General features: G+C 69.8%; 23 protein-coding genes. 3 read left to right on the forward strand and 20 right to left on the reverse strand.

Features of this window, described 5'->3' with window-relative positions; genetic code table 11:
- Window positions 1-168: 168 nt before the first annotated feature.
- Window positions 169-1,704 carry a S8 family serine peptidase gene (locus BZY54_RS31795; protein WP_244217445.1) on the forward strand — a complete coding sequence of 512 codons (1,536 nt, stop codon included), beginning with the start codon at window positions 169-171 and terminating at the stop codon, window positions 1,702-1,704.
- Between the two features lie 72 nt (window positions 1,705-1,776).
- On the opposite strand, the gene BZY54_RS31800 is transcribed toward BZY54_RS31795, so the two are convergent.
- Together BZY54_RS31800 and BZY54_RS31805 are read right to left on the reverse strand one after the other, a co-directional pair.
- Complete coding sequence (locus BZY54_RS31800; RefSeq protein ID WP_086728776.1) at window positions 1,777-2,067, reverse strand: YceI family protein; 291 nt, start codon at window positions 2,065-2,067, stop codon at window positions 1,777-1,779.
- Window positions 2,045-3,334 (reverse strand): MFS transporter, encoded by a 1,290-nt coding sequence (locus BZY54_RS31805; protein WP_143668162.1) that lies wholly within the window; start codon window positions 3,332-3,334, stop codon window positions 2,045-2,047. Before BZY54_RS31805 ends, BZY54_RS31800 begins: the two co-directional genes overlap by 23 nt.
- A gap of 107 nt (window positions 3,335-3,441) precedes the next feature.
- On the opposite strand from BZY54_RS31805, the gene BZY54_RS31810 reads away from it, so the two are divergent.
- The gene (locus BZY54_RS31810; RefSeq protein WP_086728778.1) at window positions 3,442-3,897 is read left to right on the forward strand and encodes a winged helix-turn-helix transcriptional regulator; all 456 of its coding nucleotides are present in this window, start codon (window positions 3,442-3,444) and stop codon (window positions 3,895-3,897) included.
- 595 nt (window positions 3,898-4,492) lie between these two features.
- Here the strand turns inward: BZY54_RS31810 and BZY54_RS31815 are convergent.
- Window positions 4,493-5,197: a TetR/AcrR family transcriptional regulator gene (locus BZY54_RS31815; protein WP_158103947.1), complete on the reverse strand. Its 705-nt coding sequence runs from the start codon at window positions 5,195-5,197 to the stop codon at window positions 4,493-4,495.
- Window positions 5,198-5,698: 501 nt separating this feature from the next.
- Here BZY54_RS31815 and BZY54_RS31820 point away from each other — a divergent pair.
- Window positions 5,699-6,691, forward strand: coding sequence for an MBL fold metallo-hydrolase (locus BZY54_RS31820; protein ID WP_244217446.1), 993 nt, complete (start codon window positions 5,699-5,701; stop codon window positions 6,689-6,691).
- Between the two features lie 316 nt (window positions 6,692-7,007).
- Here the strand turns inward: BZY54_RS31820 and moaA are convergent, their stop codons facing one another.
- The 17 genes from moaA to BZY54_RS31905 form a co-directional block, all read right to left on the reverse strand.
- Entirely contained in the window at window positions 7,008-8,078 is a 1,071-nt protein-coding gene (gene moaA, locus BZY54_RS31825) for a GTP 3',8-cyclase MoaA (protein WP_086728781.1), read from the reverse strand.
- A gap of 41 nt (window positions 8,079-8,119) precedes the next feature.
- Window positions 8,120-9,313, reverse strand: coding sequence for a molybdopterin-binding protein (locus tag BZY54_RS31830; RefSeq protein WP_208640836.1), 1,194 nt, complete (start codon window positions 9,311-9,313; stop codon window positions 8,120-8,122).
- Between the two features lie 418 nt (window positions 9,314-9,731).
- The gene (locus BZY54_RS31835; RefSeq protein WP_086728783.1) at window positions 9,732-10,199 is read right to left on the reverse strand and encodes a molybdenum cofactor biosynthesis protein MoaE; all 468 of its coding nucleotides are present in this window, start codon (window positions 10,197-10,199) and stop codon (window positions 9,732-9,734) included.
- Window positions 10,200-10,272: 73 nt separating this feature from the next.
- The gene (locus BZY54_RS31840; protein WP_086728784.1) at window positions 10,273-10,956 is read right to left on the reverse strand and encodes an ABC transporter ATP-binding protein; all 684 of its coding nucleotides are present in this window, start codon (window positions 10,954-10,956) and stop codon (window positions 10,273-10,275) included.
- Entirely contained in the window at window positions 10,953-13,679 is a 2,727-nt protein-coding gene (locus BZY54_RS31845; protein ID WP_086728785.1) for a branched-chain amino acid ABC transporter permease/ATP-binding protein, read from the reverse strand. The genes BZY54_RS31840 and BZY54_RS31845 overlap by 4 nt, the downstream gene beginning before the upstream one ends.
- 42 nt (window positions 13,680-13,721) lie before the next feature.
- Window positions 13,722-14,942, reverse strand: a complete 1,221-nt coding sequence (locus tag BZY54_RS31850; RefSeq protein ID WP_086728786.1) for an ABC transporter substrate-binding protein — start codon at window positions 14,940-14,942, stop codon at window positions 13,722-13,724.
- 595 nt (window positions 14,943-15,537) lie between these two features.
- Window positions 15,538-16,359, reverse strand: a complete 822-nt coding sequence (locus BZY54_RS31855; RefSeq protein WP_086728845.1) for an SDR family NAD(P)-dependent oxidoreductase — start codon at window positions 16,357-16,359, stop codon at window positions 15,538-15,540.
- Window positions 16,360-16,361: 2 nt separating this feature from the next.
- A complete protein-coding gene (locus BZY54_RS31860) occupies window positions 16,362-17,996 on the reverse strand; it encodes a class I adenylate-forming enzyme family protein (protein WP_086728787.1) in 1,635 nt (544 codons plus the stop codon).
- Window positions 17,993-18,550, reverse strand: a complete 558-nt coding sequence (locus BZY54_RS31865) for an EthD domain-containing protein (RefSeq protein WP_143668163.1) — start codon at window positions 18,548-18,550, stop codon at window positions 17,993-17,995. Before BZY54_RS31865 ends, BZY54_RS31860 begins: the two co-directional genes overlap by 4 nt.
- 51 nt (window positions 18,551-18,601) lie before the next feature.
- Window positions 18,602-19,453 (reverse strand): sugar phosphate isomerase/epimerase family protein, encoded by an 852-nt coding sequence (locus BZY54_RS31870; protein WP_086728789.1) that lies wholly within the window; start codon window positions 19,451-19,453, stop codon window positions 18,602-18,604.
- A gap of 22 nt (window positions 19,454-19,475) precedes the next feature.
- Window positions 19,476-20,003: a VOC family protein gene (locus tag BZY54_RS31875; RefSeq protein ID WP_086728790.1), complete on the reverse strand. Its 528-nt coding sequence runs from the start codon at window positions 20,001-20,003 to the stop codon at window positions 19,476-19,478.
- Window positions 20,003-20,941 (reverse strand): aldo/keto reductase, encoded by a 939-nt coding sequence (locus tag BZY54_RS31880; protein ID WP_244217447.1) that lies wholly within the window; start codon window positions 20,939-20,941, stop codon window positions 20,003-20,005. Before BZY54_RS31880 ends, BZY54_RS31875 begins: the two co-directional genes overlap by 1 nt.
- The gene (locus BZY54_RS31885; RefSeq protein ID WP_158103949.1) at window positions 20,938-21,264 is read right to left on the reverse strand and encodes an EthD family reductase; all 327 of its coding nucleotides are present in this window, start codon (window positions 21,262-21,264) and stop codon (window positions 20,938-20,940) included. Before BZY54_RS31885 ends, BZY54_RS31880 begins: the two co-directional genes overlap by 4 nt.
- Window positions 21,261-21,782, reverse strand: a complete 522-nt coding sequence (locus BZY54_RS31890; RefSeq protein ID WP_086728793.1) for a VOC family protein — start codon at window positions 21,780-21,782, stop codon at window positions 21,261-21,263. The genes BZY54_RS31885 and BZY54_RS31890 overlap by 4 nt, the downstream gene beginning before the upstream one ends.
- A gap of 3 nt (window positions 21,783-21,785) precedes the next feature.
- Entirely contained in the window at window positions 21,786-23,477 is a 1,692-nt protein-coding gene (locus BZY54_RS31895) for a class I adenylate-forming enzyme family protein (protein WP_086728794.1), read from the reverse strand.
- 144 nt (window positions 23,478-23,621) lie between these two features.
- Window positions 23,622-24,602: a 2-oxoacid:ferredoxin oxidoreductase subunit beta gene (locus BZY54_RS31900; RefSeq protein ID WP_086728795.1), complete on the reverse strand. Its 981-nt coding sequence runs from the start codon at window positions 24,600-24,602 to the stop codon at window positions 23,622-23,624.
- A complete protein-coding gene (locus BZY54_RS31905; RefSeq protein WP_244217448.1) occupies window positions 24,599-26,470 on the reverse strand; it encodes a 2-oxoacid:acceptor oxidoreductase subunit alpha in 1,872 nt (623 codons plus the stop codon). Before BZY54_RS31905 ends, BZY54_RS31900 begins: the two co-directional genes overlap by 4 nt.
- Window positions 26,471-26,512 lie beyond the last annotated feature (42 nt).

Genomic DNA, 26,512 nt, shown 5'->3' on the forward strand with positions numbered 1-26,512 from the left:
AGCGGGTCCGGGGGCGCGGGAGCCGGCGGACCGGGCGCCGAGGGCAAAGAAGCGGGGCCACGCAGAAAGGACACGCCGTCGCCGATCACGGTGCAGCCGCGCCGGTCGAGGTACATGGTGACACCGCTGCCGCAGTATCTTCTTCCGCCGGGGGTTCCCGGACTCGACATGGATGCCGTGTGTGACCGGCTGGACCGGATGCCCGAGGTCACAGTGGTCCGCCGACTCCGGCCGTCGGCGAAGCTCCAGTCGGCGGGGCTCGATCCCTCCTGCCCGGAGGTCGTGGTCGTCGAGGCCGCCGAGGCCCAGGTACCGGCCATGCGAACGCCGAACGTGCACATCGAACCGGACCTGCCGCTGTCGGGAACCGTACCGGCCGCCTCGCAGGCCTCCGGCATGCCGCCACTGCGTGATCCGGGGCTGGTCATGCCCCTGGAACAACCCGTGAAGCTCGCGCTGCGCGTCTGCGGACCGGATGGCGAACCCCTGGCCGGCGCCGCGGTCTTCCTGATCGGGGCGGCCTGGCCGAGCCAGGGCGTCACCGGGGCCGACGGGACGGCCACCGTCACCCTGGCGACAGAGACCGAACGGTCCATCCAGTCCCTGTACGTCCGGCCCACGGGCGGCTACGCGGATCGCTGGATCCATCGTCCCGACCTGTCGGCGACCCAGGAGAACCTCGTCACTGTCACCCCGTTGTCCCAGGTCTATCCGGAACTGGAGCAGCGGCAGCAGTACGGCTGGGGTCAGCAGGCCATGAGACTGGATCGGCTGCCGCCGACATTCCGCGCCTTCGGCGTGCGGATCGCGGTCATCGGTTCGGGCGTCAGTGCCGAGCACCCCGATCTGAAGCAACGGGTGCGCTCGGGTGCCGACTTCGTGCGCGGCACGGACGACGGCTGGGCGCACGACGCGGTGGGCAGCGGCACCCACGCGGCGGGCGTCATCGCCGGGGCCGACACCGGCAAGGGCGTCATCGGCATCGCGGTCGATGCCGAGATCGAGGCCTGTCAGGTGCTGCAGGACGGCCATTTCAGTGACCTGATCGCCGCCTTGGACCACTGCATCGAGCGAGAGGTCGACATCGCCCACATCGCGGTCGCGACCCCGTACACCTCGGCGCTGGTCGCCCGCAAACTCGCCGACGCCAATGCCATGGGCATCGCCTGCGTCGCCCCGGCGGGCGACATCGGCGGACCCGTCGCCTTCCCCGGCTCGCTGCCCACGGTCTTCACCGTCGGCGCGCTGGGAATCTACGGTTCATACCCGCCCGACACCTCCCAGGCGACCCACGCCGGAACGCCGTTGACCCCGGACGGGCTCTTCGCCGCACCCTTCAGCGGTTACGGCCCTGGTGTGGATGCGGTCGCCCCCGGCGTGGCCGTCCTCTCCTGCGCTCCGGAAGGCGGCTACACGGCCCTTGACGGCACCGGCACGGCCTCCGCCCACGTGGCCGGCCTTGCCGCGCTCGTCCTCGCCCACCACGAGGACTTCCACGGCCAGTTGCTGCCCCGCGGACCCGGCCGCGTGCAGCATCTGTTCGGGATCATCGCCGCCAGTTGCCGCCAACTGGCGGCTCCGGGGACCCTGGAGGCCGCCCGTGTGGGACGCGGCCTGCCCGATGCTCTCGTCGCCCTCGGCCTGGCCCCCGGAGTTCAGCTCCCTCCAGCCATGTTGCCCTACACGGCGTCCATGGCCGGCTAGACACCGATACGCGGCACACTCACGCAGCGGCACCCGCCTCACGATGACGCGGGTGCCGTCGCCGCGTGCCTTTCATCCGGTGAGGGGCACGTCAGCGACGTACGTCCGCACCGTCAGGGGGACGTGTGCAAAGCGGCGAGGCGGTCCGGCGGAACCGCCGGTGAGGATCGGGTACGGCTGGGCGGCGACGCCGAAGACGTCCGGTGAGCGCAGGTGGCCGTCCCCCTGCGGACGCCCCGTGTCGACGCCGCCCGCCTCGACACAGTGCCCGATCCAGGAATCCCACAGGCGCCCGGTGGCCCAAGGGCTGCCGGAGAAGTGGTTGAACCCGCCGTGGTTCTCAGCCGGACCTGTGTGTCGCACGATGAACCGGGCCCCTCTCCTGGGCCGCTGTGGACTCGGGTCCAGGCCGTCCCATCCGTCGCCCTCCTCCTCGCTGGGCGCTGCTCCTGCGCAGGGGCAGGAGTACCAGGACACCACCGACGAGTACCGCACCGAAGAAGACGCTGAACGCGGTGGCGCCCGTGAGGAGTCCCGCCATCAGTCCGTGGCCGGTGACGACCCATCCGAGCCCCGGAGCTCCGACGCCCTGGGCGACGTAGCCGACGAGGTAGCCGCCGGAGACCATGCTCGCGCGGTGATGCGGTGCCGCGTGCCTGCTGAGCACGGTGAGGCCACCGGCGAAGTCGAAGGCGTAGGCCGCACCCGCGCACGCCGATGCGAGAAAGAAGATCACCATGGAGTGCGTGGCACCGGTGACGACGAACAGCCACGCCGCGGCGCTTGATCCCACCGCGCCGAGCGTGACGAGGACCCACACCTCCAATCGCCGGGCCAGAAGTGCGTTGACGGCGATGGAGACGGCGAAGACGGACAGGAGCGAACCTGTGACCAGGGCGTTGGTCGAGCCGGCCAGCTGATGTGCGATCTTCGCGCCGAGCGGCAGGACGATGGCGCCGAGAAGGAACGACGATGCGAAGGCGATCGAGCCTGCGGCGAAGACCACACGATTGCCACGGGGGATGACGATGGTGCGCACGCGCCACGGTTCCGCCGTCTCCTCGGCGGTGTGGTGAGGCATGGCCATGACGAAGCAGGCGACCACTGCGATCGCTGCGGCCAGCACGAGGAAGTTGAGGCGCAGCGGATACGGGCCGTACTCGGTCAGGGCGCCTCCCACCACCATCGCGAGGGCGATCCCGAGGGCGGAGACGGCAGTGCCGATCGCGCCGGCGCGCTTCTCCTGGCCGCGCGGGCCGAACTCGACCATGGCGACGCTCGCCGGGCTGAGCGACAGGCCGACACCCAGGCCCATGAACACCCGCCCGGCCAGAAGCCAGGTCACGTCGGTCGCCAGAACGAAAAGCAGCACACCGATCAGCTCGGCCGCCAGGCCGAGCAGCATCGCGGTACGCCTCCCGATGTGGTCGGAAAGGTCGCCGAAGACGACGAGGACGGGGATCAGGGCGATCGGATAGGCGGCGAAGATCCAGGTCACCGTAGTCGTCGACAGGTGCCAGTCGGCCTGGTAGAGCGGGTAGGTCATCGTGGGACAAGCGCTGGTCCACAGGGCCAGCGCGACCACGGCGCCGGCCGTCCAGAAGTTGGCACGCATACGTGGAGAGGGCACGGGGGCTCCAGGTTCGAGGGAGCGCGTCGATCGACCGCGCAGCTGAGTAGTCACGAGCAACTTAGCACCTGAGTAGCTGCCCGCAACTCATCCGGTAGGCTGGCGGCATGCCCAAGACCCTCGGCAAGGACTCGACCTGCTCTATCGCGCGCAGCCTGGAGGTCGTCGGAGACACCTGGACCCTGCTCATCGTTCGGGAGGCGATGGTCGCGGGGTACACGCGCTTCCAGGAGTTCCGGGACGCCCTCGGGATCGCACCCAACATCCTGACCAAGCGGTTGGCGCTGCTCCTCGATGAGGGACTGATGGTGCGGCGCACATACCAGGAGCCCGGTTGTCGGGCTCGCGAGGAGTACGCACTGACGGAGGCCGGACGAAGTCTCAGTCTCGTCATCGCGGCGCTCGGGGAATGGGGTCGCACGCACCGCCCCCACCCCGGCGGGACCACCCCCGAATTCCTGGTCGAGGAGTCGGAGACGCCCGCCCAGCTGGCCTTCGTCACGTCTGACGGTGCTCATGTCCCGCCCGAGCGGCTCGTGGCTCGACGAACCCCCGACCGCTGACCAGGGCAGGTCTCCGGCTCCGCACCCCACCAGCCAGGCGGTGCAGAGCCCGCCGCCTGCTCGGCTCCGGCGCGCTGTCGTGGCCGAGCGTTCGGGAATCCCGCCTGGTGCGGGGCGGACAGACGGACGGAAGCCCCGGCGGCCTCTGAAGGACCGCCGCGCGACTCGTGCCGTGCCGCGCTTCAGCGTGCGCCCGTTCCGGCCCGATCCACGTCACGCCGGCTGCAGCGCCGGGCTCATCGCGAACCAGCCGGCCTGGAGGGCTATCCGCAGACGCGTCGGCGTCCGCGGGACCGCACGAACAGCGCCACCTCGTCCTTCGCCACTGCCCGCGCGTCCCCAGGTGCGCAAGGCCGTGGTGCCACGTGCCGGCAACCAGTGCCCTCGACCACGGCGGCCCGGTCCAGGGCGCGGTCGCCCCGTGAGCCGGATGTGTCCCCGGCGGTGACGCTCGCCCGGGTGCCCGGGGGGTGACGCCGACACCGACCATGGCGTGCGCCACCCGTTCGCCCCGCCTATGGCGTGCGGCAACGCGGCGCGAGGGGCCTCGGCGGTGCCGTGCAGCCCGAGTCGCGCGTCTGCGGCGAGAGCGGTGTCAGCGACTGCGGCGCAGCTTGCTCGGTCCTCCGGCCGATTCGACGGCCGAATCCGAGGCGATCGACGTGATCACCAGTCCGGCGAAGTTCTCCGCGAGCCGCTTGGCGGACAGTCGGCCGTTGGGCCGGTACCACTGCGTCAGGGAGTTCAACTGGCCCAGGATGGCCATGGCGGTGAACGAGATATCGAGCTTCTCGTCGAACACGCCCTCCCGCTGGCCGTCCTTGAGGATGCCGCGCAGCGCGCTGAGGTAGGCGTCACCGCCCGCAGTGATCTCGTGGCGGCGCTCGGGCGAGAGCCGCTCGAACTCCCGCAACTGGATCGTGAAAGCGGTCAGGTTCTTCACCGCGAACGCGACATGCGCATGGACGAACGCCCGCAACCTCGTCAGCGCGTCGCCCTCGAGTTCCACGGCCGGCTGGATGCTGACCAGCGCCGCGTCGTACACCCGCTTGATGATCGCGAAGAGGAAGTCCTCCTTCGAGCGGACGTAGTGGTACAGGCTCCCCTTGAGCATGCCGACCGCATCGGAGATGTCCTTGGTGCTGGTGGCGTCGTACCCCTTCTCCAGGAAGACCATCGCGGCGGCGTCGATGATCTCCTGAAGCCGCTCCGGATCCGGGCCGCGACGCGGCCGGCCCCTGCGCGGGCGGTCGGCTTGGACGAGACCGCTGCTGTCGGAGGAACTCTCAGATGACGGCACGGGGACTGTTCTCCAACTTTCTCGTTCACTCTCGAAGCCTCGGACGGGAACTCGACAGCAAGAGGGTCCCTCCGCAGATCCGGAGCCCATCGCCGGGTTCCCGAATCGACGTTAAGGCCCTGTCGGCCCAAATCAGGCGCACCGTCGACACCTCTTTCATTCTACCATTCGGTCAGTGGATTGAAATCGAGATGACGGTGACACCGTCCGCACCGACGACAGTGTCGCCACTGTCACCGCCGCGCCCTCGCCAGGGCCACTCCACCACCGGACCCGGGAATCCGGTCGGCATTCGCCGTCGACATTTCCCCACCTTTTATTCTATCGTTCGTTTGGTTGATAAAAGATGGCGTGCGATACCTGCCGAGCACGCGTATCGCTGCCGGCATGCCGAACAAAGACCGTACAGCGACAGCGAGAAGAGGCCCCGAGATGTCAGTCCGTCAGACAAGTCCCAGCCCGGCGCGACAGGTCGACTGGGTCTCACCGGGGGCCTTCCGCGTGGCACCGGATGTGTACCGGATCCCGCTGCCGCTGCCGGAGGACGGGCTCAGAGCGGTCAACACCTATGCGCTGATCCAGGACGACGGCGTCGTCATGGTGGACGCGGGCTGGGCGCTCCAGGTCTCACGGGATCAACTGCGCGCCGGCCTCGGGCAGTTCGGCGCCCAACTCGGTGACATCAAGCGGTTCCTGGTCACCCACGCGCACCGCGACCACTACACCCAAGCCATTGCCCTGCGGCGGGAGTTCGGCACCCGGGTGAGCATAGGCCTCGGCGAGCAGCCCACCATCGAATCTGTGATCCGCAGTCCCGGCACGGGCATTGAGGCACATCTTCCCCAACTGCGCCGGGCCGGTGCCCACTCTCTGGTTGCGGCCCTACCGGGCTGGCTCCAGAGCGCGCCGTCGGTCGCCACGGACGACTCCGTCTACGAGGAACCGGACGACTGGCTGACCGACCGGGTCGAGATCGAGGTCGCGGGCCGTCGGCTCACCGCCCTGGCAACGCCCGGGCACACCGCGGGTCACATGGTCTTCGTCGACCCGTCCCTGGGGGTGCTGTTCGGCGGCGATCATGTGCTCCCGCACATCACCCCCTCGATAGGCTTCGAGCCGGTCCCGGCCGAACTGCCGCTGCGCGACTACCTGGCTTCGCTGGTCATGCTCCTGGACCTGCCGGACATGCGTCTGCTGCCCGCCCATGGGCTGCCCGCGACCTCGACGCACACGAGGGTGCACGAGCTGCTGTCCCACCATGAGCACAGGCTCGAAGAGTGTCGCCAGGCCGTCGCCGCGGCTGCGCGGACCGCCTGCGACGTCGCGCGGGCCCTGCCCTGGACAAGCCGCCGCCGTCGGTTCGCCGATCTCGACATGTTCAACCAGGTGCTGGCGGTCTGCGAGTCCGCCGCACACCTGGACCTGCTGGTGCACCGCTCGGACCTGTGTGCCGGCACCGTCGACGGTGTCACGCACTATCTGCCCCGGCCGTGACGGCTTCGGGCCGCAAGACAGCACACGGCGGCGGTCCTGCCAGGGGCCTCTCCTGGCGCGGGTCTCTCCTATCGCGAGCCTCTCCCGGCGCGGCCCCGTGGGAAGCTCACCTGCCGAACACCGAACGGGCAGGCAGCGCACGGCCGCCGTTGCGCCAGGCAACCGCCCAACGCCCGCCGGACCGCTCGCACTCGACCACCGGTGGTGCCCGAGCGCCCTTCGGGCGCGCCTGTCGACGGTGCCGACCACTCCCGTGCGCAGGGTGTGGTGCCCGTGAGGTCGGACATCGACTTCCCACGATGCCCGGCCGGCCGGGTCAGCCGCCGATGTAGGACATCTCGACTCGCGGGCCGGGCAGCCCGCCTTCGGCGCGGAGTTCGGAGGCACGGTCCGCACGACCGGCCCAGGCGTCGGCGATCGTCCCCTCGATCTCCTCGTCGCGGGCGCCGTCGCGCAGCAGGGTCCGCAGGTCCCGGCCCACCGCGGCGAACAGGCATGTGTAGAGCTCACCCGCGGGTGACAGCCGCGCTCGGGTACAGGTACGGCAGAAGGGCCGTGTGACGGAGGTGATCACTCCCACCTCTCCGGCCCCGTCGAGGTAGCGGTACCGCTCGGCCACCTCGCCGGCGCGTACCGGGGCGACCGGCTCGATCGGCCAGCGCGCGTTCAGCCGCTCGACCACCTCGACAGCCGGCACGACGTGGTCGCGCACCCAGCCGTTGGTCGTCCCGACGTCCATGAACTCGATGAAACGGACTGTCACCCCAGCGGTGCGAGCCCACTGCGCGATCGCCTCGATCTGGTGATCGTTGATTTCGCGCCGGAGCACGGTGTTGACCTTCACCGGCAGGCCCGCGGCCTTGGCCGCCGCTATGCCGTCCAGCACGGCCCGGACGGGCTGGACCGTATCGGCCATCGTGCGGAACGTGGCGTCGTCCAGGGCGTCGAGACTGACCGTGAGCCGTTTCAGGCCCGCCTGCTTCAGCGGCTCGGCGAGACGCGGGAGGAGGATGCCGTTGCTCGTCATGGCAAGGTCCTCGACGCCTTCGACGGCGGCGAGGGCGGAGACGAGGTCGGGCAGTCCCCGGCGGAGCAACGGCTCGCCTCCGGTCAGCCGGATCTTGCGGACTCCGAGGCGGGTGAAGACGCCCACCAGTCGAACGATCTCCTCGAAGCTCAGCAGCTCCCGCCGTTCGAGGAAGGTGTGCGTCGAGTCGAAGACCTCACGCGGCATGCAGTAACGACAACGGAGGTTGCAGCGGTCGACGACGGAGACTCGAAGATCCTCCAAGGGGCGTCCGAGCCGATCAACTGGTCCCGGCGCCGCGTGCTGTGCCACAGCTACGGTCCTCCTTCGTATTCGGCCAAGGCTGGCTTGTCGTGACATGGGTGGGAACGGACACCGCTTCGGGGCCCGTAGGAAGCGGCCTACAGCGGGCGCGGGAGCGTGCCGGCTCGTGCCTCGGTGGACAGGCCGAGACTTCCGCCGGGAAGTGTGAGGACCCCTACGTCCGATCCCTGCCGGCCGGGCGGCAGCACGGCCAAGGCGTCGGCCAGCGCCGCGCCCCACAGGCTGCCCGGGCGGTCCCGTCCGACCGGTTCGAGCGTGCCGCCCCGCCACACCGCGGCGACCAGCACGGTATCGCTAGGGTGTGCGCACGGGCCCGGCACCAGCGGAGCGGTAGGCATCGGCCGGGCGGGTCGGCTGCCCAGCCTCGCGAGCAGCGGTTCCAGGACGGTCAGCGCGGCGACCAGCGCCGCGAACGGATTGCCCGGCAGGCCGACCACATAGCGGCCGTCGCTCAGGCCCGCCAGTAGTTGCGGATGGCCCGGCCGACAGGCGACACCGTCCACGTGGAGGTCCGCGCGTCGTGCGCGCAGTGCAGCCCGCAGGTGGTCGGCGGCGCCGACCGACGTGGACCCCGAGACCACGACCACGTCCGCCTCGGTCTCGGTCAGCATGCGGTCGAAGGCGCGGCGGTCGTCCGCCAGATGATCGACACCGATCAGGTCACCGCCCGCGCAGCCGATGAGGCCGGGAAGCATCGGGCCGATGGCGTCGCGGACCTGCCCGGGTTCCGGTCGGCCGTGTCGCCGCAGCTCGTCACCGGTCACCGCCACACGTACCCGTGGGCGGCGGTGCACGCGCAGTACGTCGGTACCGACGCCGGCGGCCAGGCCGAGCACCGCGGGTGTGACGACCGCGCCCTCGGGCAGCAGTTCGGCGCCCCCGGCGATGTCCTCGCCCCGGTACCGGATGTGGCTGCGGCCGCCGGGCCTGCCGGTGACGATGTCACCGCGGCGTTGCGTGCGTTCGACGGGCAGCACCGCGGCGGCGCCGGTCATGACGGGTGCCCCGGTGGCGATCTCCACGGCCTGTCCGGGTCGCAGCGGGCCGGGTCGGGGCCGGTCCCCGGCCACCAGCCGCCCGACGACGGTCCAGGGACCGTCGCCCGCGACGGCGTAACCGTCCATCGCCGCGGTGTCACAGGACGGCAGCGGTACCGCGGCATACAACGGCTGGGCGAGCAGGTGCCCTTGTGCAGCCGCCAGGTCGACGGTGCTCTCCCCGAGCGGTTCGGCGATCTCCCAGGCCATCCGGCGGGCGTCCGGCCAGGCCATGCCCATCAGGGCAGGTCCCGGATCGCCGGGGCTGCCGCTCGGCGCCGGACGCAGGGCTCGCCCGCCGACGGCACGCTCACGCCCCGGTGGCCGCGGTGGACACGGCCGTCTCGGCCGACAGGCCTGGTGCTCGGGACAGGGCCATCTGTTCGCGAGCACTCACGGGTGGTCGTGACCTCTCGGTCCCGGCGGGTGCGCGGCGGGCGGTGCGAGCCGCCCGACGGCCTCCATGAGTTCCCCCTGCCCCGCGCGGCCGGGGGCGTCTGATCGGCTTCAGGGGCATGCCCCGCGGAGGTCCGGTCAACGAGTTGCCGGCGGATGGCCGACTGGCCGCCCTGCCGGACGGACACCGGCCCGGCGGCAGGACGAACGCGCCCGCCTAGCCGCCCGGGCCGGCACAGCGGTCGGCTCAGGGAGCTCATGCGACGCCCGACCAGACACGCTCGCCACCGTCGGTGTTCTGGCACTTCCAGACCGGGATGCGCTCCTTGATCCGCTCCACCACGGAGCGGTTCAGCTCGTAGCACTCGGCCCGGTGAGCCGTGGCGGTGCACACGACGAGAGCGAGTTCACCCGGATGCAGACGACCCACTCGGTGCGTGGCCGCGACCCTGGCCTCGTCTGTCAGGACGCCTCGTGCGAGGAGCTCGTCGACCACCTCCGTGACCACGGTGCGCAGCACCTGCTCCGCGTCGGGGTGACATGTGTACTCCAGGGACTCCACCACGCCGACGACCTCGGGATCGTGATCGCGGACCTGGCCGACGAAGCTGACGACCGCACCGGTACGTGTCGACTCGACCAGACGGAGGTGCGCTCCCAGGTCGAGCACCTCGTCGGTGACCGCTACGGAGATCGCCACGGCGCGCGGGCTCAGGATCTTCATGGCTCTCGTTCCTCCTCGTGCTCGGACCGGGACCGCGGCTGCTCGTCGGTCCCGTTCCCCTTCCCCCTCGTCCTCAGTGGCTGAGGTAGGCGTCCTGGATCCTGCCCTTCTGGTTCCTCAGTTCACCGGCCCGGCCCCTCAGGGAGATCCGCCCCCGGCGAAGGACCACCGCCTCGTCGACCCGTGACAGTGCTTGGTTGATGTGCTGCTCGACGAGAACGACGGCGATCTTGGATTCGTCCGCGGCGCGTCGCACCTCGTCGAGGAGTCGTTCGACCACCTTGGGCGCCAGCCCGAGCGACAGCTCGTCGATGAGCAGGATCTTCGGATTGCGCGTCAGGGCGCGTACGAGGGTGACCATCTGCTGCTCACCCCCGGACAGCAGGCCGGCCGGCTTCGACATCAGCGGCTTGAGCTCAGGGAAGATGTCGAGGGCCCGAGCCACGTCGCACTGTCCCACTTTGAGGTTCTCGAGCGTGGTGAGCTCCATGAAGACGGAGCGGGTCTCGCTGATGAAGGCGAGGCCCTCACGTGCCCGTGCGTGCAGCGACTTGGGCGCCGGCTTGCCGTACATCTGGACGGACCCGGCGAGTGGCTTGAGCACACCGGCCAGGGTGAGCAGTGTGGTGGTCTTGCCCGCACCGTTGGGCCCGAGTATCGCCGTCATCTGCCCCGGCTCCACGGACAGGGTGAAGTCGTGCACCACCGGGTGGTCGTGGTAGCCGGCACTGACCGCGTCAGCGTTGAGGATGGTCATCTCGACTCCTTGGAGGGGACCGGCTCTGGTTCTTCCTCTGCCGTCTCGGCCGCCTGCCCCAGGTAGGCCTCGACGACCGCGGGGTCGGCCTGGATCTCCTCGGGTGTGCCGTAGCCGATCTGCTCGCCGAAGTTGAGAACGGTGACGTGGTCGCAGGTCTGCATGACGAAGGACATGTCGTGCTCGACGACGAGGATGGCGAACCCCCACTCGTCGGCCAGCCGCCGTACGACGACGCGGAGTTCCTCGACCTCCTGGCCGCTGAGCCCTGCCGCGGGCTCGTCGAGGAGCAGAACCTTCGGGTTCTGCGCCACCGCACGGGCGATGGCCAGCAGTCGGCGCTTGCCGTAGGAGAGCGAGCCGACCAGTTCGTCCCGGTGAGGGGTCAGTTCGAGTTCGTCGAGCGCGGCCGCCGCCTCTGGCGTGAGCACCGGAGTACGCGGGTGGAACAGATCCGTGAGGTAGGTCCGCAGGGAGCCGTCATCACAGGCGGCGAAGATGTTCTCCTGGACCGTACTGGTCTCGAAGAGCTCCAGGGACTGGAACGACCGCGCGATGCCGGCGCGGGCCCGGAGGTGTGCGGGCAGCCTGTCCATCCGTTCGCCGTTGAGGCGGATCTCGCCGGCGGCGGGAGCCGTGAAGCCGGTCACCGCGTCGATGAAGGAGGTCTTGCCCGCGCCGTTCGGCCCGATGAGCCCGAGCACCTCTCCCGGTCGGACGGTGAGGCTCACGTTCGAGACCGCGGTGACGCCGCCGTACCGGACGGTCAGGCCCTTCACCTCGAGGGTCGTCGGAGCGCACGGTTGCGGCTTCACCCGCCGTACGAGGGTGTCCGCGGACTCGGGCTTCGCAGCGGACTTCCGTATGCGCCTGGCGATCGCATGGAGGAGCTTGAGGTTCTCACCGGCGAGGCCGTTGGGGTTCTGCACCGCCAGCAGGACGACTCCCAGGCCGCCCACGAGTCCCAGCCACGCGGGGTCGGGGTTGTGGAAGATGTTCATGAGGATCCAGCTGCCGATGCTGCCGGTGGCGAGTGTCGCTCCGAGGATCGATCCGCTCAGGTAGCCGACGCCGCCGACGATGGCGAAGGCGACGACGAGCAGCGACGACATCGGCTGGTAGTTCTCGAAGATCAGTGCGGAGTCCTTGAAGGCGAGAGTCACACCGCCGAGCGCCGCCACGACCGACGCGAGCGTGAACGCGAAACCCTTGCCGGCGAAGACACTGATGCCGAGGCTCGCGGCGGCCCGTTCGTTGGTGCGGATGGCGAGCAGGCGGCGACCTGCTGTGCCACGCCGGACGTTGGCCACGACCAGGGCGCAGGCGACGAACACGAGGAACACGAAGAGCGCGTACTTCGAGGGGTCCATCAGTGGATCGATGTCGATGCCGAAGAAGGAGCGGTCACCGGTCGGGATGCCGGCGGCGCCTCCCGCGAGGTCACCGTTGGTGAAGACGAGGGCCGTCACCGCGACGCAGACGCCGAGCGAGATGACGGCCAGATCCATGCCCCGGGTGCGCAGCGCGGGAAGACTGATGACAAGCGCCACCGGCACGATGAGCACCACGGAAAGGATCAGTGCCACGGAGAAGGACAGTCCCGCGTCGTTCACGAACTTCCCGGCGAGCAGGGCGGCCAGGCCGCCCACGGCGAACTGCGCCAGGGACAGCTGTCCGGCGTACCCGAGAAGCACCGTCATCGACAGGAGCAGCAACGCCCAGGCCATGGTCACGGTCACGGCGTCGACGAAATCGATCGGGAACACGCGCAGGATGAGGAAGGCCGCGATCACGACGGCGGGAATCACGACCAGCGGCCTGACGCGGCCCGAGCCGACCTCCGGCAGCATGTCGTTGACGTGGCCTCGGCCGGGAAGTCCGCGGCCACGCAGCACGAGCACCGCGATGATGAGAAGGAACGGCAGGCTCTCGGCCACGCCCTGGGCGTGGACGTAGTATCCCGCCAGCGACTGCCCGACGCCGATGAGCACGGAGGCCACAAAGGTGATCGGGAACGACTTGAGCGCGCCGAACAGTGCCGCCGCGAGGACGGGCACGACGAGCATGGGCATCTCCGCCGCGCTCAAGGACGAGAGCGGGGCGATGAGGATGCCGGCGACCGCGGCCACGGCGCTGCTGAGCAGCCAGGTGAGCCGCCCGAACGTGGTCGGGGACCACCCCAGACTCGCCGCGGCCACCGGGTTGTCGGAGGCGGCCCGCAGTGCGAGGCCGACGGTCGTGAACCGGTTCACCGCCCACAGGACGACGGTGAGCACCGCCGCGATGGCGAACATGATGAGCCGGTCGATCCCGATGTACACGCCACCGAGAGTGAGGGTCGACGTCGGGAGGAACGAGTGCACGCTCTGCGGGTTCGCCCCCCAGATCAGCACAGCGGCGTTCTGGATGAGGATCATCAGCCCGAGCGTGGCGATCACACGTGCGATCACGGCCGCCTTGGCGAGCGGGCGCATGATCAGGTCGTAGACGAGTCCGCCCAGCACGGCGGTCGCCACCACGGCCAGCAGGAGGGCCGGGACGAAAGGCACGCCCCGGTTCTGCCTGAGCTCGAAGAACAGGAACCCGCCGATGAGCGCGAACGCCCCCTGCGCGAAGTTGAGGACACCGGATCCGCGGTATGCAAGGACGAGCCCCTGGGCGAGAAGGGTGTACGCCGCGCCCGCTCCCAGGCCGAGCAAGGCGAATTGAATGAACGTGGTCATGTCGCTCCTACCGCTGTGTCAGGGCGCCGGCGCCAATGGCACTCAGCCCAGCTCCTTGACGATGTCGACGGGTGCTATGTCGGTCGGAGCGACCGCACCGGCCTTGATGACGAGGAACCGGTACGAGGCATGCGCGACACGTGGCATCTCGGCCGGCCCGCTGCCCTTCGGCGTCCAGGTGGCCAGACCCATGAGATCGACGTTCTTCGCCTTGGCCATGGCGTCGCTCAGGCTCGCACTGGAGATGCCGCCCTTGATCGCGGGAGCGCCGCCCTGGCCCTCGGCGAGTGCCTTGACGGCATACACCGACAGCCATGCGTTGATGGCGGTGGGCCGCTTGAGACCGGGGTCGGTGGAGCCGGCGGCCTCCATGTCGGCGTTGAAGGCCTTGATGCCCTCGCTGCTGGTGTCGCTGTAGGCCGGGTACGCGCTGACGAGCAGCAGTCCCTCCGCCGGGGCACCTGTCTTCTTGGCCTCGTTCACGCCGAAGGCGGTGGCGTGCTGGGCGTAGTGGACCTTCATGCCGACGGCCTGGGTGGCCTTCATCACCCCCTGGATCTGGCCGACGGTCGCGTTGAACATGACTCCGTCGCCACCCATGGCCTTGATCTGCCGTGCGAAGGGAGCGTAGTCCGAGACGCCGCTGGTGGGGATCTTCACGCTGCCGCCGAACTTGAGCCCGGCCGCCTCGGCGCCCTTCTTGACGAGATCGGCGTTGGCGACGGCGGACGGCACGTCGGCCGCTACGGACACGATGGTCTTCGCCCCTTCACCCTTGAGGCCGAAGGCGGAGGCCACCGAGCTGCCGGCCGAACCACCCTCGAACGGGTACGCGGCGGCGGAGTTCAACTCGATGGCGTTTCCGCGCGGCATCAGGCCGATGGCGGGGATCTTGGCCTTCTCGAAGACCGGGAGCGCCTGGCTCGAGAAGGTGTCGGTGTAGCCGACGACGGCGGCGACCTTCTCGGACACGGCCTGCCGGGCACAGGCGAGGGCCTGGTTGGGGTCCGAGTTGGTGTTGCAGAAGGACAGCTCGATCTTCTTGCCGTTGATACCGCCCTTGGCGTTGATCGACTTCACTGCCGCCTCGGCGCCGGCCTTGACGTCCGGATAGTTCTGCAGCGGTGAGTTGACGGCCGTGATGTTCATCAGCTTGATCGCCCCGTCGGAGCCTGCCGAATCCGCGGCGCCGGCGCTGCTGCAGGCGCCGAGCACCGGTAGCAGCGCAACGAAAGCAAGGGCCGCCTTGTGCGTGCGCGTCATGTGTTCTCCCGCTGGATGAAGGTTGGGAAACTGCCGATCGCGATGGGCGGAACGGGGGGCTCGGATCAGTACTGATCGATGTCCTTGCTCAGTCCGCCTCTGTGTGCGGACGACGATGGCAGCGCGGCCGGTTTTCTGTCAATCGGTCGTTTGGTGGAATTTACATAACGGGTGTGCTGCCGAAACTGACATAGCGTCAACTTCCTTGTTTTTTAGGGAAGTTGGCGCTACGCCAGAGAAGAGAAGGACGAATTCGGGGGGACGTCCGACCGTCCGCGTCGGATCAGCACGCATCCTCCGGCGGGGTGGACACCGCCATGAGGGGCCGCTGAGGATCTCGGCTGGATCGGTGAACAGCGGCGCGCGCGGCAGCCAAAGGGAGCAGCCGGACGTGGCGACCGACCGCGACTCACCGGGGCGCGACCAGCGTCGGTGGCGGCAGGTGCAGGCGCGCGGGCGGCCGTCGGAGGCACGAGGCGAGTCGGTGGGGCCGATGAAGCATCGTCCACCGACGGCCGACAGTTCGCCGCCCGAGCCGGCGCCTGCCCCGTCCGTCACCGCGACACACCCACCGGTGTACGAACCTGACGAGGTCCTACTGCGCCTGAGACGGGAAGGGAAGCGGGTTCATCAGGCCGGTACGCCCGGTGGCGCCTCCGTCGACCGGTAGCACCGCTGCCGTGATGAACGACGCCGCAGGGCTCGCGAGGAAGGCGATCGCCTCGGCCACCTCCTCCTGCTCGCCCCAGCGCTGCATCGGCAGAGCCCTGCGCAACTCGTCGTAGCGCTCGGGCCGGGTCTCCTTGATCGGTCGTGTGAGGTCCGTGTGCACCGGCCCGGGCGCGACCACGTTGACCCTGATCCCGGCCTGTGCGAGGTCGACGGCCGCGGACCGGGCAAGGTTGCTCACAGCCGCCTTCGACACGCAGTAGGCCCAGTGCTCGGGCTCACCTCCGGTACCGGAGACGGAGGACAGCAGGACGATCGATCCCCCGCCGGCCCGCCGCAGGGCGGGCGCGACGGCACGTATCCCGAGGACGCCGGCCCGTACGTTGACCTCCATCGTGCGGTCGTACGTCGCCAGGTCGAGCTCCTCCACACTGCCCCAGGCGGTGACCCCGGCCGAGAGCACGACGGCGTCGAGGTGCCCGTACCGCTCCTCGGCGAGCGCGACCGCCCGGGCGGTCGTCTCGGCGACCGTGACATCTCCGGCGAGCGCCGCCCCTCCCTCGCTCTCGAGCCACTTGAGCCGGGCAGCGTCGATGTCGACACCGACGACCGGGCCGTGGCGTCGGAGCCACAGCCGAGCGAACGCCTCGCCGATGCCCGATCCGGCACCGGTCACAAGCGCGACGCGCCCGCCGTCCGCGGGCCCGTCGCCCGCCGTTGCGGAGGTGCCGGGTGCGGTGTGTTGCATGGTCACTTCTCCCCTCCTCCGGACGTGCCGTGCACCTGCTCCTCGGCAAGCTCACGCAGCCGGAACTTCTGGATCTTCGTCGTGGACATCGGCCACTCGTCGACGAAGAAAACATGACGGGGGACCTTGAAACCGGCCAGCGCCAGGCGGCAGTGCTCGATCAGCTCCTGGGGCGCGACCTGCCGGTTGGGGGCGAGCTCCACGAAGGCGACCGGAACCTCGATCAGGCGTGCGTCGGAGACCCCGACGACCTGGGCGATCTTCACCCCCGGGTGCTGGCCGAGATGCGCCTCGATCTCGGCGGCTGCGACGTTCTCGCCACCGACCTTGAGCATGTCCTTGAGCCGCCCGGTGTACGTCACGCGGCCCTGCGCGTCGAGCGTGCCGAGGTCTCCCGTCCGCAGGAAACCCTGTTCGTCCGTCCGCTCGGCGGTGTAGGCCGGATCGTTGAGGTAGCCCTCGAACATTCCCGGTCCGGCCACCCTGATCTCTCCGGGAACACCGGCCGGGCACTCGAGCCCCGTCTCGGGATCGACGATCCGGATCCGCATACCGGCGAAGGGCCGCCCGGTCGTCCCGATCCGCTCCTCGAAGGACTCCTCGAGATGACTGTAGGTGATGACTCCGCCGGCCTCGGTGAGCCCGTACGACGAGACGACCTTGGCGCCCGGGAAGGCGGCCTCGACGCCGCGCAGGTAGTCCGCCGGGCCCGTCTCGAGGATCCCTCGGATCCGGGTGAGGTCCGACGAGGCGAAGTCCGTATGGTGGACCAGCGCCTGGGTGATCGTGGAGAACGCCGGGTAGGCGAAGGTCGCACGCTCCTCGACGAGCTGCCGCACCGCGACGTCCGGGTCGAAGTGCAGCATGCTGAGCACGGCACCGCCCCGGCTGATGTTCGCGATGGTGGGCAGAAGACCGGACATGTGGAACAGCGGCAGCGGATCCCAGAACCTCTCGTCCTCCGTCAGCGAGAAGCGGTCCGCGACGCACATCGCGGTGCGTGCGAGGGCCTGGTGGCTGAGCGGGCACCCCCGGGGGGCGGACGTCGTGCCCGAGGTGTACATGATGACGGCGATGTCCCGTCCGCCCACCTGCGACCGAAGGGCATGGAGGTCGGTGCCGGCGCGGCAGGCCGCGCCTCGGTCCCAGGCGGCCTGGTCCACGTGTCCGGGCGGACTGGACGTGCCCAGGACGACGAGGTGACGCAGCGCCGGCGGCCGCTCGTCGGCGAAGGACCTCGCCAGCAGGTCGACGAACGGCGTGTGCTCCGCGTTCACGTCCGTCGTCACGATGACCGAGAGACCCGCGTCATGCGCCACATGGCGCAGTTCCTTGGGCTTGTACCTGGCGTTGACCAGGACCGGTACCGCACCGATGACATGGCATCCGAAGAACACCTCGAGGAAGGAAATCCGGTTCGGCATCAGGATTCCGACGCGGTCGCCACGGCCGACGCCCAACGAGAGCAGGGAGCGGGCGGCCCTCTCGGCGCCGTTCCGCAGGCCTGAGAACGTGCTGCGCTCGTCGGGAAAGACGACGGCATCCCGGTCGGGCCAGTCGGCGGCCGCCCGATACAGCAGATCGCCGACGGTGGGCACCTGAAGCTGCGTTGACTGGGCGGTGCGGGTCAGTGTCATGACGCATCCTCGGTTGCGCGAGTCACGGGGAACTGGACCGGCTGACAGGCGAGGGCGAGTCCGCCGGAGCCCGCCGCGATGTCGATCGCGACGCCCCTGTCATCCGTCCACGTCGAGTACAGGAAGGCGCCGCCCCCGGGTCCCGGCACCGGCCGGGACAGCTGGAGCACGCTCCACTGCGCGCTTTCGGGAGGCCTCCGGCCGAACCACAGCACCCGATAGTCGCCGGTGGGCTCGGAGGCGACTGCCCCCGAGGTGACACGGGCGCTCCACACGCCCTCGCGGTCGAGGAACTGCGCCTCGTCGGGGGTCACGACGTCCCGGTAGTACCGCGACGCGTACGCAGCCTGCTCGGCTTGCCGAGTCTCGTACCAGGTCTCCGAACAGACGACGCCCCGGCCGTGGCCCGGCTCGGTCAGCGGCCGGTTCTGGACGTAGGTCCGCAGCCCGGGCGTCGCCGCGAATACCTTGCCATGTTGATGCTGCCAGTGCCTTTGCGCGATATCCCAGGGGAGGTCCGCGCGTTGCGGCACGAGAAATATCCGGTGCTGCATCACACCCAATTTACCTACCAATCGGTTGGTTGCCTCACATTATGGCGGCGGTCAGGGGCAGTCAACGGTTTGGTCAAAGCGCATCGCGTCGAGCGCTCGCGACAGAGCCCGAACGCCGGCCCGGGCGCGCCGCGCGGGGCTGCGGTGCGGGTCGCCCGCTACGGGCGCCTCCACGGACAGCGGGGCTGCGGGCCCCAGAGCATCGATGAGAGCGCGAAGGTCGTTGACGCCATCGCCGGGAAGCAGCCGGGAGGAGACCGCCTCCCGCAGCAGAAGATCCGGATCGAAGAGCCCGGAGGGTGCGGGCGGCACCCCGCACACCTGGAGATAGGGGAACAGCTCGGGGCGCCGCGCCGCGAGGACCGCGACATCCTGCGCCGACCCACCCGACCGATGCAGGTGGAGGGCGTCCACCAGCACCGCGGCGCACGGGTGCCCCACCGCCTCCACGATCCCGAACGCGGACTCCAGGTCCGGTGTCGCGCTGAAGCGCATGAACTCCAGGCAGACCCGTAGTCCCGACCCCTCCGCCAGCTCGCAGACACGGGCGAGCTCCTCGACGCACTCGTCGGCGCTCAAGTCCGTGTTCACTGCCAAGAGGTGGCGGGCACCCAGCGCCGCCGCCACCTCGATCGCCCGAGCGGCCTCACCGGCTGGGGTGGCGCCGGCCAGCCGGAGAACCTCGGCGTCGAGCACCGTCAGACCGGTTTCCTCCAGCGTCCGCTGGGTGCGCGCCAGGGTGGCCGGATCGTGCCGCAGATCAGCAGCGACCGACCCGCGGCTGCCGGTCACGCGAACCGAGACGGAGTCGAATCCGGCATCCGCAGCCACGCCCACCAGCTCGGGAGCGGGGATGTCGAGGAAGTTGAGGACTCCGAGCGCCACCTCGTGTCCGGCGATCACCGGACCGTCCCGGCCGCGCGCCTCAACGGCGCTCCCTGATGACGTTCCTGCCGTCCCAGCCGACGGATGCCTGCCGCACCTTGGAGTAGAGAGACCTCATGTAGTCGGTGGCCTCGTAGCACTCGACGAGGTGCCCCACCTCCGGTCCCGGGTCGAAGAAGAGGAACCTCACCTCCGCGCTCCAGGCGTCCATGACCAGCGGAACCGATTGGGACTCGAGCGAGGCCCGCGCCTCCTCCAGGTCGTCGACGAAGCACGCCACATGGTGGATCCCCCGGCTGCCACGCCGCATCACGTCGGCCAGACCCTGCGGCTCCAGCGCGTGGTGATGCACGAACTCCACCATGATGTCGCCCCACTGACCCAGCGCGCAGCTGTGGTCGAAGACCGCGGGCCGGCCACCCGCCAGTACCCTGATCGTGGGGACGTGCTCCCGGACGAAGAACGGGCCGGCGCCGGTGAGCTCATGCCATCGCACCGCGGCCTTGCGCACATCCGTGGTGGCGTAGGCGACCTGGACCACGGGCCCGAGGCCCTTCACCGGGCCCATCACGCCGACGCCCCGGTGAGCGCGCTGATCTCGTCGTGAGCCAGCCGGAGGCCGCGAACCTGCTCGAGCTCCTTCAGCTGGGCCACCGTACGGGCGCTGGCGACGGGCGCGGCGACGGACGGCTGCTCGCGCAGCCAGGCGAGCGCCACCGCCGCCGGGCTCACCCGGTGGGCAGCGCTCACCTCGTCGAGGACGGCGAGCACCGCACGTCCGCGTTCGTCGAGGTGGCGCAACGCCGACGCCGTACGGGCGGTGCCGCTGTCGTCGGCGGCGTCACGGTACTTACCCGTCAGGAATCCCTGGGCGAGCGAGTAGTACGCCAGGGCCGGCACGTCTCGCGTCAGCAGCAGATCGCGGTAGTCCGCCTCGAACCTGGCACGGCGGACCAGGTTGTAGTGGGCCTGGAAGACCTCGAAGGAAGCCCATCCGTTCGCCGCGGCGACGTTGAGTGCCTCGGCGAGCCGGTCAGGCGCATAGTTCGATGCGGCCAGGTGACCGACCTTGCCCTCACGCACCAGTTCGTCCAGTGCGGACATCGTCTCCTCGAGCGGCGTGTCCGGGTCGTCGAAGTGGGCGAAGTACACGTCGATGTGGTCGGTCCGCAGTCGCCGCAGGGAGCCCTCCACACCGGCCCGGACACTCGCCCGGGACAGCCCAGGCGCGCTCTCCAGCCGACCGACCTTCGTCGCGATCCGCACGCGGTCCCGGTTTCCGCGGGAGGCCAGCCACGAGCCGATGATCCGTTCCGACTCGCCCCCGCCGTGGCCCGGCACCCATGCCGAGTACACATCGGCGGTGTCGATCATCTGGCCGCCGGCGTCGGCGTAGGCGTCCAGAACCGCCATCGACTCGCTCTCGTCGGCTGTCCACCCGAAGACATTGCCGCCGAGCACATAGGGATCGCCGATCCTCAGCCGCGCCCGCGTCGGTGATGTCACTGCTCGGCCCCCCATTCGTACGCGATCTCCTCGGCGAGGAACCATGTGACCTCGCCGGCGAAGGTCTTCTCGTGCTCCGTGGCCGCGGCACCCGCCTCGGAGGCGAACGCCTCCCGGACGGCACGCTTGTCGTCGAACCACACCTCGGCCACGCCGTCGACGGGCCACGTTCGCGTCCGCCCCTCGAACGCGAGGTTCTGGGTGTACCGGCGAACTCCGGGCATCGGCAGCACCAGCTGTGCGTGCTCCTCGCACCACAGGTGCCGGAACTCCTCGAAGCCGATGTCCTCCTTGCGCCGCACCACGGCCACAAGCTTGATCACGGGGCTTCCTCCTTCCAGGCGGGCCTGGCGTCCGTCCAGACGATCCGGCCGGCCACGACGTCCTCGACCGTCGCGCCCTCGGGCATGACCGGCTCCTCCCATTCCAGCTCCGTGGACGCGAGTTGGAGCAGGGTGCCGAACCCCGACGACGGACGCACGTACGTCTCGCGCCAGTACGGGTTGGCCGTGTGGGTGTCGACGGTCTCGAATCCGTGGGACTCCAACGCTCCGACGGCCTCTTCCACATCGGGAACGAAGCCGGTCATGTGGTGGAATCCCGGTCCGTGCTTCTCCAGGTACGCCGCCAGGCGGGAGTCCGGAGTGAGTGGCTGGATCAACTCGATCTTGATCCCCGGCGGGTAACGGAGCTGGACCGTGCGCAGTCCCTGGTTCTCGTCGTCGCCGCCCGCGATGAGCTTCCCTCCGAGGAGGTCGTGGAACAGCGGTACGGCCTCGGCGAGGTCCCGGACGGCGATGGCGACATGGTCGAGCCTGCGTACGAGCGCGTTCTGGGACACGGCTCACACCTCGTCGGACTCGGCGAGGCCCAGTTCCGCGCAGAGTTGTTCGCGGAGCCTGAACTTCTGGATCTTCGTCGCCGCCACCGGCCATTCCTCGACAAACCGCAGATGGTGCGGCACCTTGAAGGTCGCCACCCGGCCCTGGAGCCATTCCCAGATCTCCCGGTCGGTGACGCTGTGACCCGGAGCCAGCTCCAGGAACGCGGCCGGCACCTCGACCAGACGCGGGTCCGGCACGCCGACGACCTGGGCGATGCTGACCGCGGGGTGCGACTGGAGCAGCTCCTCTATCTCGACGGCGGCGACGTTCTCGCCGCCCACCTTCAGCATGTCTTTGAGCCGCCCGTGGTACGAGACCCGGCCGGCCTTGTCGAGCGAGCCGATGTCGCCGGTGTGGAACCACCCGTCGTCGTCCGTCTTGTCGGTCGTCAGTGACGGGTCTCCGTGGTAGCCCTCGAACATCGAGTACCCACGGACGCAGATCTCGCCCCGCTCCCCAAGCGGGAGCGTCCCCCCCGTCGCCCGGTCCACGACGCACAGCTCGATTCCCGGGAACGGCCGGCCGCACGTGTTGGTCCGGTCCTCCAGCGAGTCGGTGATCTCGCTGAAGGACACGCATCCGCCTGTCTCCGTCGAGCCGTAGGCGGTCACGAGCGTCGCGTGCGGCCACAGCTTCTGGAGTTCCCGCAGACGGGCGGGCGGCGCGACGTTGTTGACCAGCCTCAGCTCGCCGAAGTCGACCTCGGCGAAGCGCGGGTGCTGGGCCAGAGCCTGGGTCACCGTCGGGAACGTCGGGAAGGCGTGGGTCACACGTTCCTCGTGCATCAGGGTCAGTGCCGCGTCCGCCTCGAAGTGCTGCATCGAGATGAAGGTGCCGCCGACGTAGAACGAGGCGATCATCGGCAGCACCGAGGACATGTGGAACATCGGCAGCGGGTCCCAGAAGCGGTCCCCCCGGCGTACGTCGAGTCGTTCCCCCACCGCGATGCCGTTGCGGACCACCATCTCGTGGGACAGCAGGCACCCCTTGGGGGCCGAGGTCGTGCCGGAGGTGTACATCATGGCGGCGATCGAGCGCAGCGACACCCGCCGGCGCAGCAGGTGCACATCTGCGCTGTCGACGGTCTCCGCGAGGGCGTCGAAGGCGTCCGCCGTCGTGTGGACGGGCGGCACCTCCCCGGGCAGCTCGCCGAGCATGACGATGCGCCGCAGCTGCGGTACCGATGCGGTGGGGAGGCCCTGCGGGTCGGTGGGATCGAGGTCGGCGAGGGCGGACTCGATCCGTTCCCGCATGCTGAAGGGCTGGCCCGGCTGCTCTCCCGAGAGCAGGACCTTGGCCCCCGAATCGGCGAGCACGTGCGTGAGGTCGCGGCCCTGGTACCGGGCATTGATGAGGACGGCGACCGCCCCGATCATCGCGCTCCCGAAGAGGCAGCGCACGAAGTCCGGAGAGTTGGACATCAGAACGGCGACGTGGTCGCCCGGGCGGACGCCGAGCGCGAGGAGAGAGCGGGCCGTGCGCTCCGCCTGCTCGGCCAGCTCGGGATACGTCCACCGTGTCCCGGGGAAGACGATCGCCTCGCTGTCACCCCACAGTGCTGCACCGCGCAGCGGCACGTCCCCGAGGGGAACGGCCTCCGCCCAGGTCCGCGTGTCGGCGTCGAAGGGTGGTGGTGCGTATCTGCTTGCCATGTCGTGACTCGGCTCTTTCGTCGACGGTTCGGAAGACGGCTGAACGACGTGGTTCCGTGTGTTCACCGGTGGTCGTGGGTGGAGCGCAGCCCGTTCCAGCGGCGACCCGGCATGGCCTGGGCACGGCTGGGCGGAGGGGTTCGCCTAGGCGACGGTCCAGGGGTCCGCGCCGGCCAGCAGCGAGAAGAACGCCGTGTCGTCGCCCTTCTCCGCGCGTGCGGGGTTCCCGCGTACCTGGTCGTCAAAGGTCTGCCGCTCGACGCGGCGGAAGATCCCGACGGGCACCCGCGCCATCGATCCGTCGTCGAGACGTGACAGCGCCCACGACGACTCGGCGGACGCTGACCTCACGTCGTGCACGTACGAACGGCCGTCGATGTCGTATGTCGCCCCATCCCGCAGCCGCACCAGGCGCCGGGCCGACTCCGCGGGGTTCTTGAGCACCTCGAAGGCGCCGTCGTTGAAGATAGGACAGTTCTGGTAGATCTCCACCAGGGCCGTGCCGCGGTGCGCTGCGGCCGCCCGCAGCACCTCGGTCAGCCCGGTGCGATCGGAGTCGATCGCGCGGGCGACGAACGTCGCGTCGGCGCCGAGGGCCAGCGCGACGGGGTTGAAGGGCGCGCCCACCGATCCGTCCGGCGACGACTTCGTCACCTTCCCCGCCTCGCTCGTCGGCGAGAACTGGCCCTTGGTCAGTCCGTAGATCCGGTTGTTGAACAGCAGGATCTTGAGGTTCACGTTGCGGCGCATCGCGTGGATGAGGTGGTTACCGCCGATGGACAGCGCGTCGCCGTCGCCGGTGACGACCCAGACGGACAGGTCGCCACGTGTGGTCGCCAGGCCGGTCGCGATAGCGGGGGCACGCCCGTGGATGGAGTGCATGCCGTACGTGTCGAGGTAGTAGGGGAACCGGGACGAGCAGCCGATGCCGGAGATGAAAACGATGTTCTCGCGACGCAGCCCGAGCCCGGGCAGGAAGCCCTGGACGGTCTTGAGGATGACGTAGTCACCGCAGCCGGGACACCAGCGGACCTCCTGGTCGGAGCTGTACTCCTTGGCGGTGGCCGGCACCTCGGCGACCGGCACCCCTCTCAGGCCCGGGAAAGGCAATGCTTCCACGGTCATCGGCCGACCTCCAGGAGATGGATGAGAAGGGCGTCCTCGATCTCGGACACCTGGAACGGCAGACCCCGGACCTGGTTGTGGCCGACGACGTCGACGAGGTACTTCGCCCGGAGCAGCATCGACAGCTGCCCGAGGTTCATCTCGGGGCAGACGACCCGCCTGTACCGGCGCAGCACCTCGCCGAGGTCGCGCGGGAAGGGGTTGAGCGCCCGCAGGTGCGCGTGTGCGACCGAGTTGCCCTGCTTGCGCAGCCTTGCGCATGCCTCGGCGACGGGCCCGTACGTCGAACCCCAGCCGATGACGAGCAACTCGGCGTCACCGTCGGGGTCGTCGACCCAGGTGTCTCCGATGACCTGCGTGATCCGGTCCACCTTGGCCTGACGGGTACGCACCATGAGGTCGTGGTTGCCCGGCTCGTAGGAGATGTTGCCGTGCCCGTCGCCCTTCTCGATGCCGCCGATCCGGTGCTCGAGACCCGGTGTCCCCGGGACGGCCCAGGGTCTTGCCAGCGTCTCCGGTTCCCGCTTGTACGGCCAGAAGGCGCGAGCGCCGTCATCGGTCTCGTGGTTCGGCTCGGTGGCGAAACCCGGATCGATGCTCGGCAGGTCGCCCGGCTGGGGGATCTGCCACGGTTCGGAGCCGTTGGCCAGGTAGCCGTCGGACAGGAGCATCACCGGTGTCCGGTACCGGATCGCGATCCGCGCGGCCTCGACGGCAGCGGCGAAGCAGTCCGCGGGCGACCGGGGAGCGATGACCGGCAGGGGTGCCTCGCCGTTGCGGCCGAACAGCGCCTGCAGCAGGTCGGACTGCTCCGTCTTGGTCGGCAGTCCGGTGGACGGCCCGCCGCGCTGGACGTCGACGACGACCAGCGGCAGCTCCAGGCTCACCGCAAGACCCAGGGCCTCGCTCTTGAGGCAGACGCCGGGGCCGGAGGTGGACGTCACCCCGAGGGCGCCTCCGTAGGAGGCGCCGATCGCCGCGCAGGCACCCGCGATCTCGTCCTCGGCCTGGAACGTGGTGACGCCGAACCGGGCGTGCTTGCTCAGCTCGTGCAGGATGTCGGACGCGGGTGTGATCGGGTAGGCGCCGAGGAAGAGCTCGAGGCCGGCCGAACGCGCCGCCGCCATCAGGCCGTAGGCCAGCGCCGTGTTGCCCGTGATGTTCCGGTAGAGCCCCGGTCTCATGGGGGCAGGCCGGACGTCGTACGAGACGGCGAATGCCTCCGTGGTCTCCCCGTAGTTCCAGCCGGCCCGGAAGGCGGCGAGGTTCGCCTCGCGGATGGCGGGCTTGTGGGCGAACCGCGACCTGATGAATGCCTCGGTCGACTCCGTCGGGCGACCGTACATCCAGGACAGGAGCCCGAGGCCGAACATGTTCTTCGCCCTGGCCGCGTCCTTGCGCCCCAGGCCGAACTCCTTCACCGCCGCCACCGTCAGCGACGTCATGTCGATCGGGTGCACGGTGTAGTCGGCGAGCGACCCGTCCTCGAGGGGGTTGCTCCGGTAGCCCGCCTTGGTCAGGTTGCGCGCGGTGAACTCCTGGGTGTCCACGATGATCGTGCCGCCCCGGGCGACTTCCCCGGCGTTGACCCGCAGCGCCGCCGGGTTCATCGCCACGAGGACGTCGGGCGCGTCGCCCGGGGTGAGCACCGCGTGCTCCGCCACCTGCACCTGGAAGGACGACACACCGGCGAGTGTCCCCTGCGGGGCACGGATCTCGGCGGGGAAATTCGGCAACGTCGCCAGGTCATTGCCGAAGACGGCGCTCTCCTGCGTGAACCGGTCGCCGGTCAACTGCATGCCGTCGCCGGAGTCACCGGCGAACCGGATCACGATCGAATCGATCTGCTTGGCGGTCTTCGCCTCCACGGGCTCCTCCTCGGGCTCGGTCGGTCGGTGGGACGTTGGAGC

The organism is Streptomyces carpinensis (assembly GCF_002154505.1).
GTDB classification, from domain to species: Bacteria; Actinomycetota; Actinomycetes; order Streptomycetales; family Streptomycetaceae; genus Streptomyces; species Streptomyces carpinensis.

Coding starts and splice junctions, on each gene's coding strand:
- BZY54_RS31795 (WP_244217445.1), top strand. CDS start 169: ATGGATGCCGTGTGTGACCGGCTGGACCGGATGCCCGAGGTCACAGTG.
- BZY54_RS31810 (WP_086728778.1), top strand. CDS start 3,442: ATGCCCAAGACCCTCGGCAAGGACTCGACCTGCTCTATCGCGCGCAGC.
- moaA (WP_086728781.1), bottom strand. CDS start 8,078: ATGTCACGACAAGCCAGCCTTGGCCGAATACGAAGGAGGACCGTAGCT.
- BZY54_RS31830 (WP_208640836.1), bottom strand. CDS start 9,313: ATGGCCTGGCCGGACGCCCGCCGGATGGCCTGGGAGATCGCCGAACCG.
- BZY54_RS31835 (WP_086728783.1), bottom strand. CDS start 10,199: ATGAAGATCCTGAGCCCGCGCGCCGTGGCGATCTCCGTAGCGGTCACC.
- BZY54_RS31840 (WP_086728784.1), bottom strand. CDS start 10,956: ATGACCATCCTCAACGCTGACGCGGTCAGTGCCGGCTACCACGACCAC.
- BZY54_RS31845 (WP_086728785.1), bottom strand. CDS start 13,679: ATGACCACGTTCATTCAATTCGCCTTGCTCGGCCTGGGAGCGGGCGCG.
- BZY54_RS31850 (WP_086728786.1), bottom strand. CDS start 14,942: ATGACGCGCACGCACAAGGCGGCCCTTGCTTTCGTTGCGCTGCTACCG.
- BZY54_RS31855 (WP_086728845.1), bottom strand. CDS start 16,359: ATGCAACACACCGCACCCGGCACCTCCGCAACGGCGGGCGACGGGCCC.
- BZY54_RS31860 (WP_086728787.1), bottom strand. CDS start 17,996: ATGACACTGACCCGCACCGCCCAGTCAACGCAGCTTCAGGTGCCCACC.
- BZY54_RS31865 (WP_143668163.1), bottom strand. CDS start 18,550: ATGCAGCACCGGATATTTCTCGTGCCGCAACGCGCGGACCTCCCCTGG.
- BZY54_RS31875 (WP_086728790.1), bottom strand. CDS start 20,003: ATGGGCCCGGTGAAGGGCCTCGGGCCCGTGGTCCAGGTCGCCTACGCC.
- BZY54_RS31895 (WP_086728794.1), bottom strand. CDS start 23,477: ATGGCAAGCAGATACGCACCACCACCCTTCGACGCCGACACGCGGACC.
- BZY54_RS31900 (WP_086728795.1), bottom strand. CDS start 24,602: ATGACCGTGGAAGCATTGCCTTTCCCGGGCCTGAGAGGGGTGCCGGTC.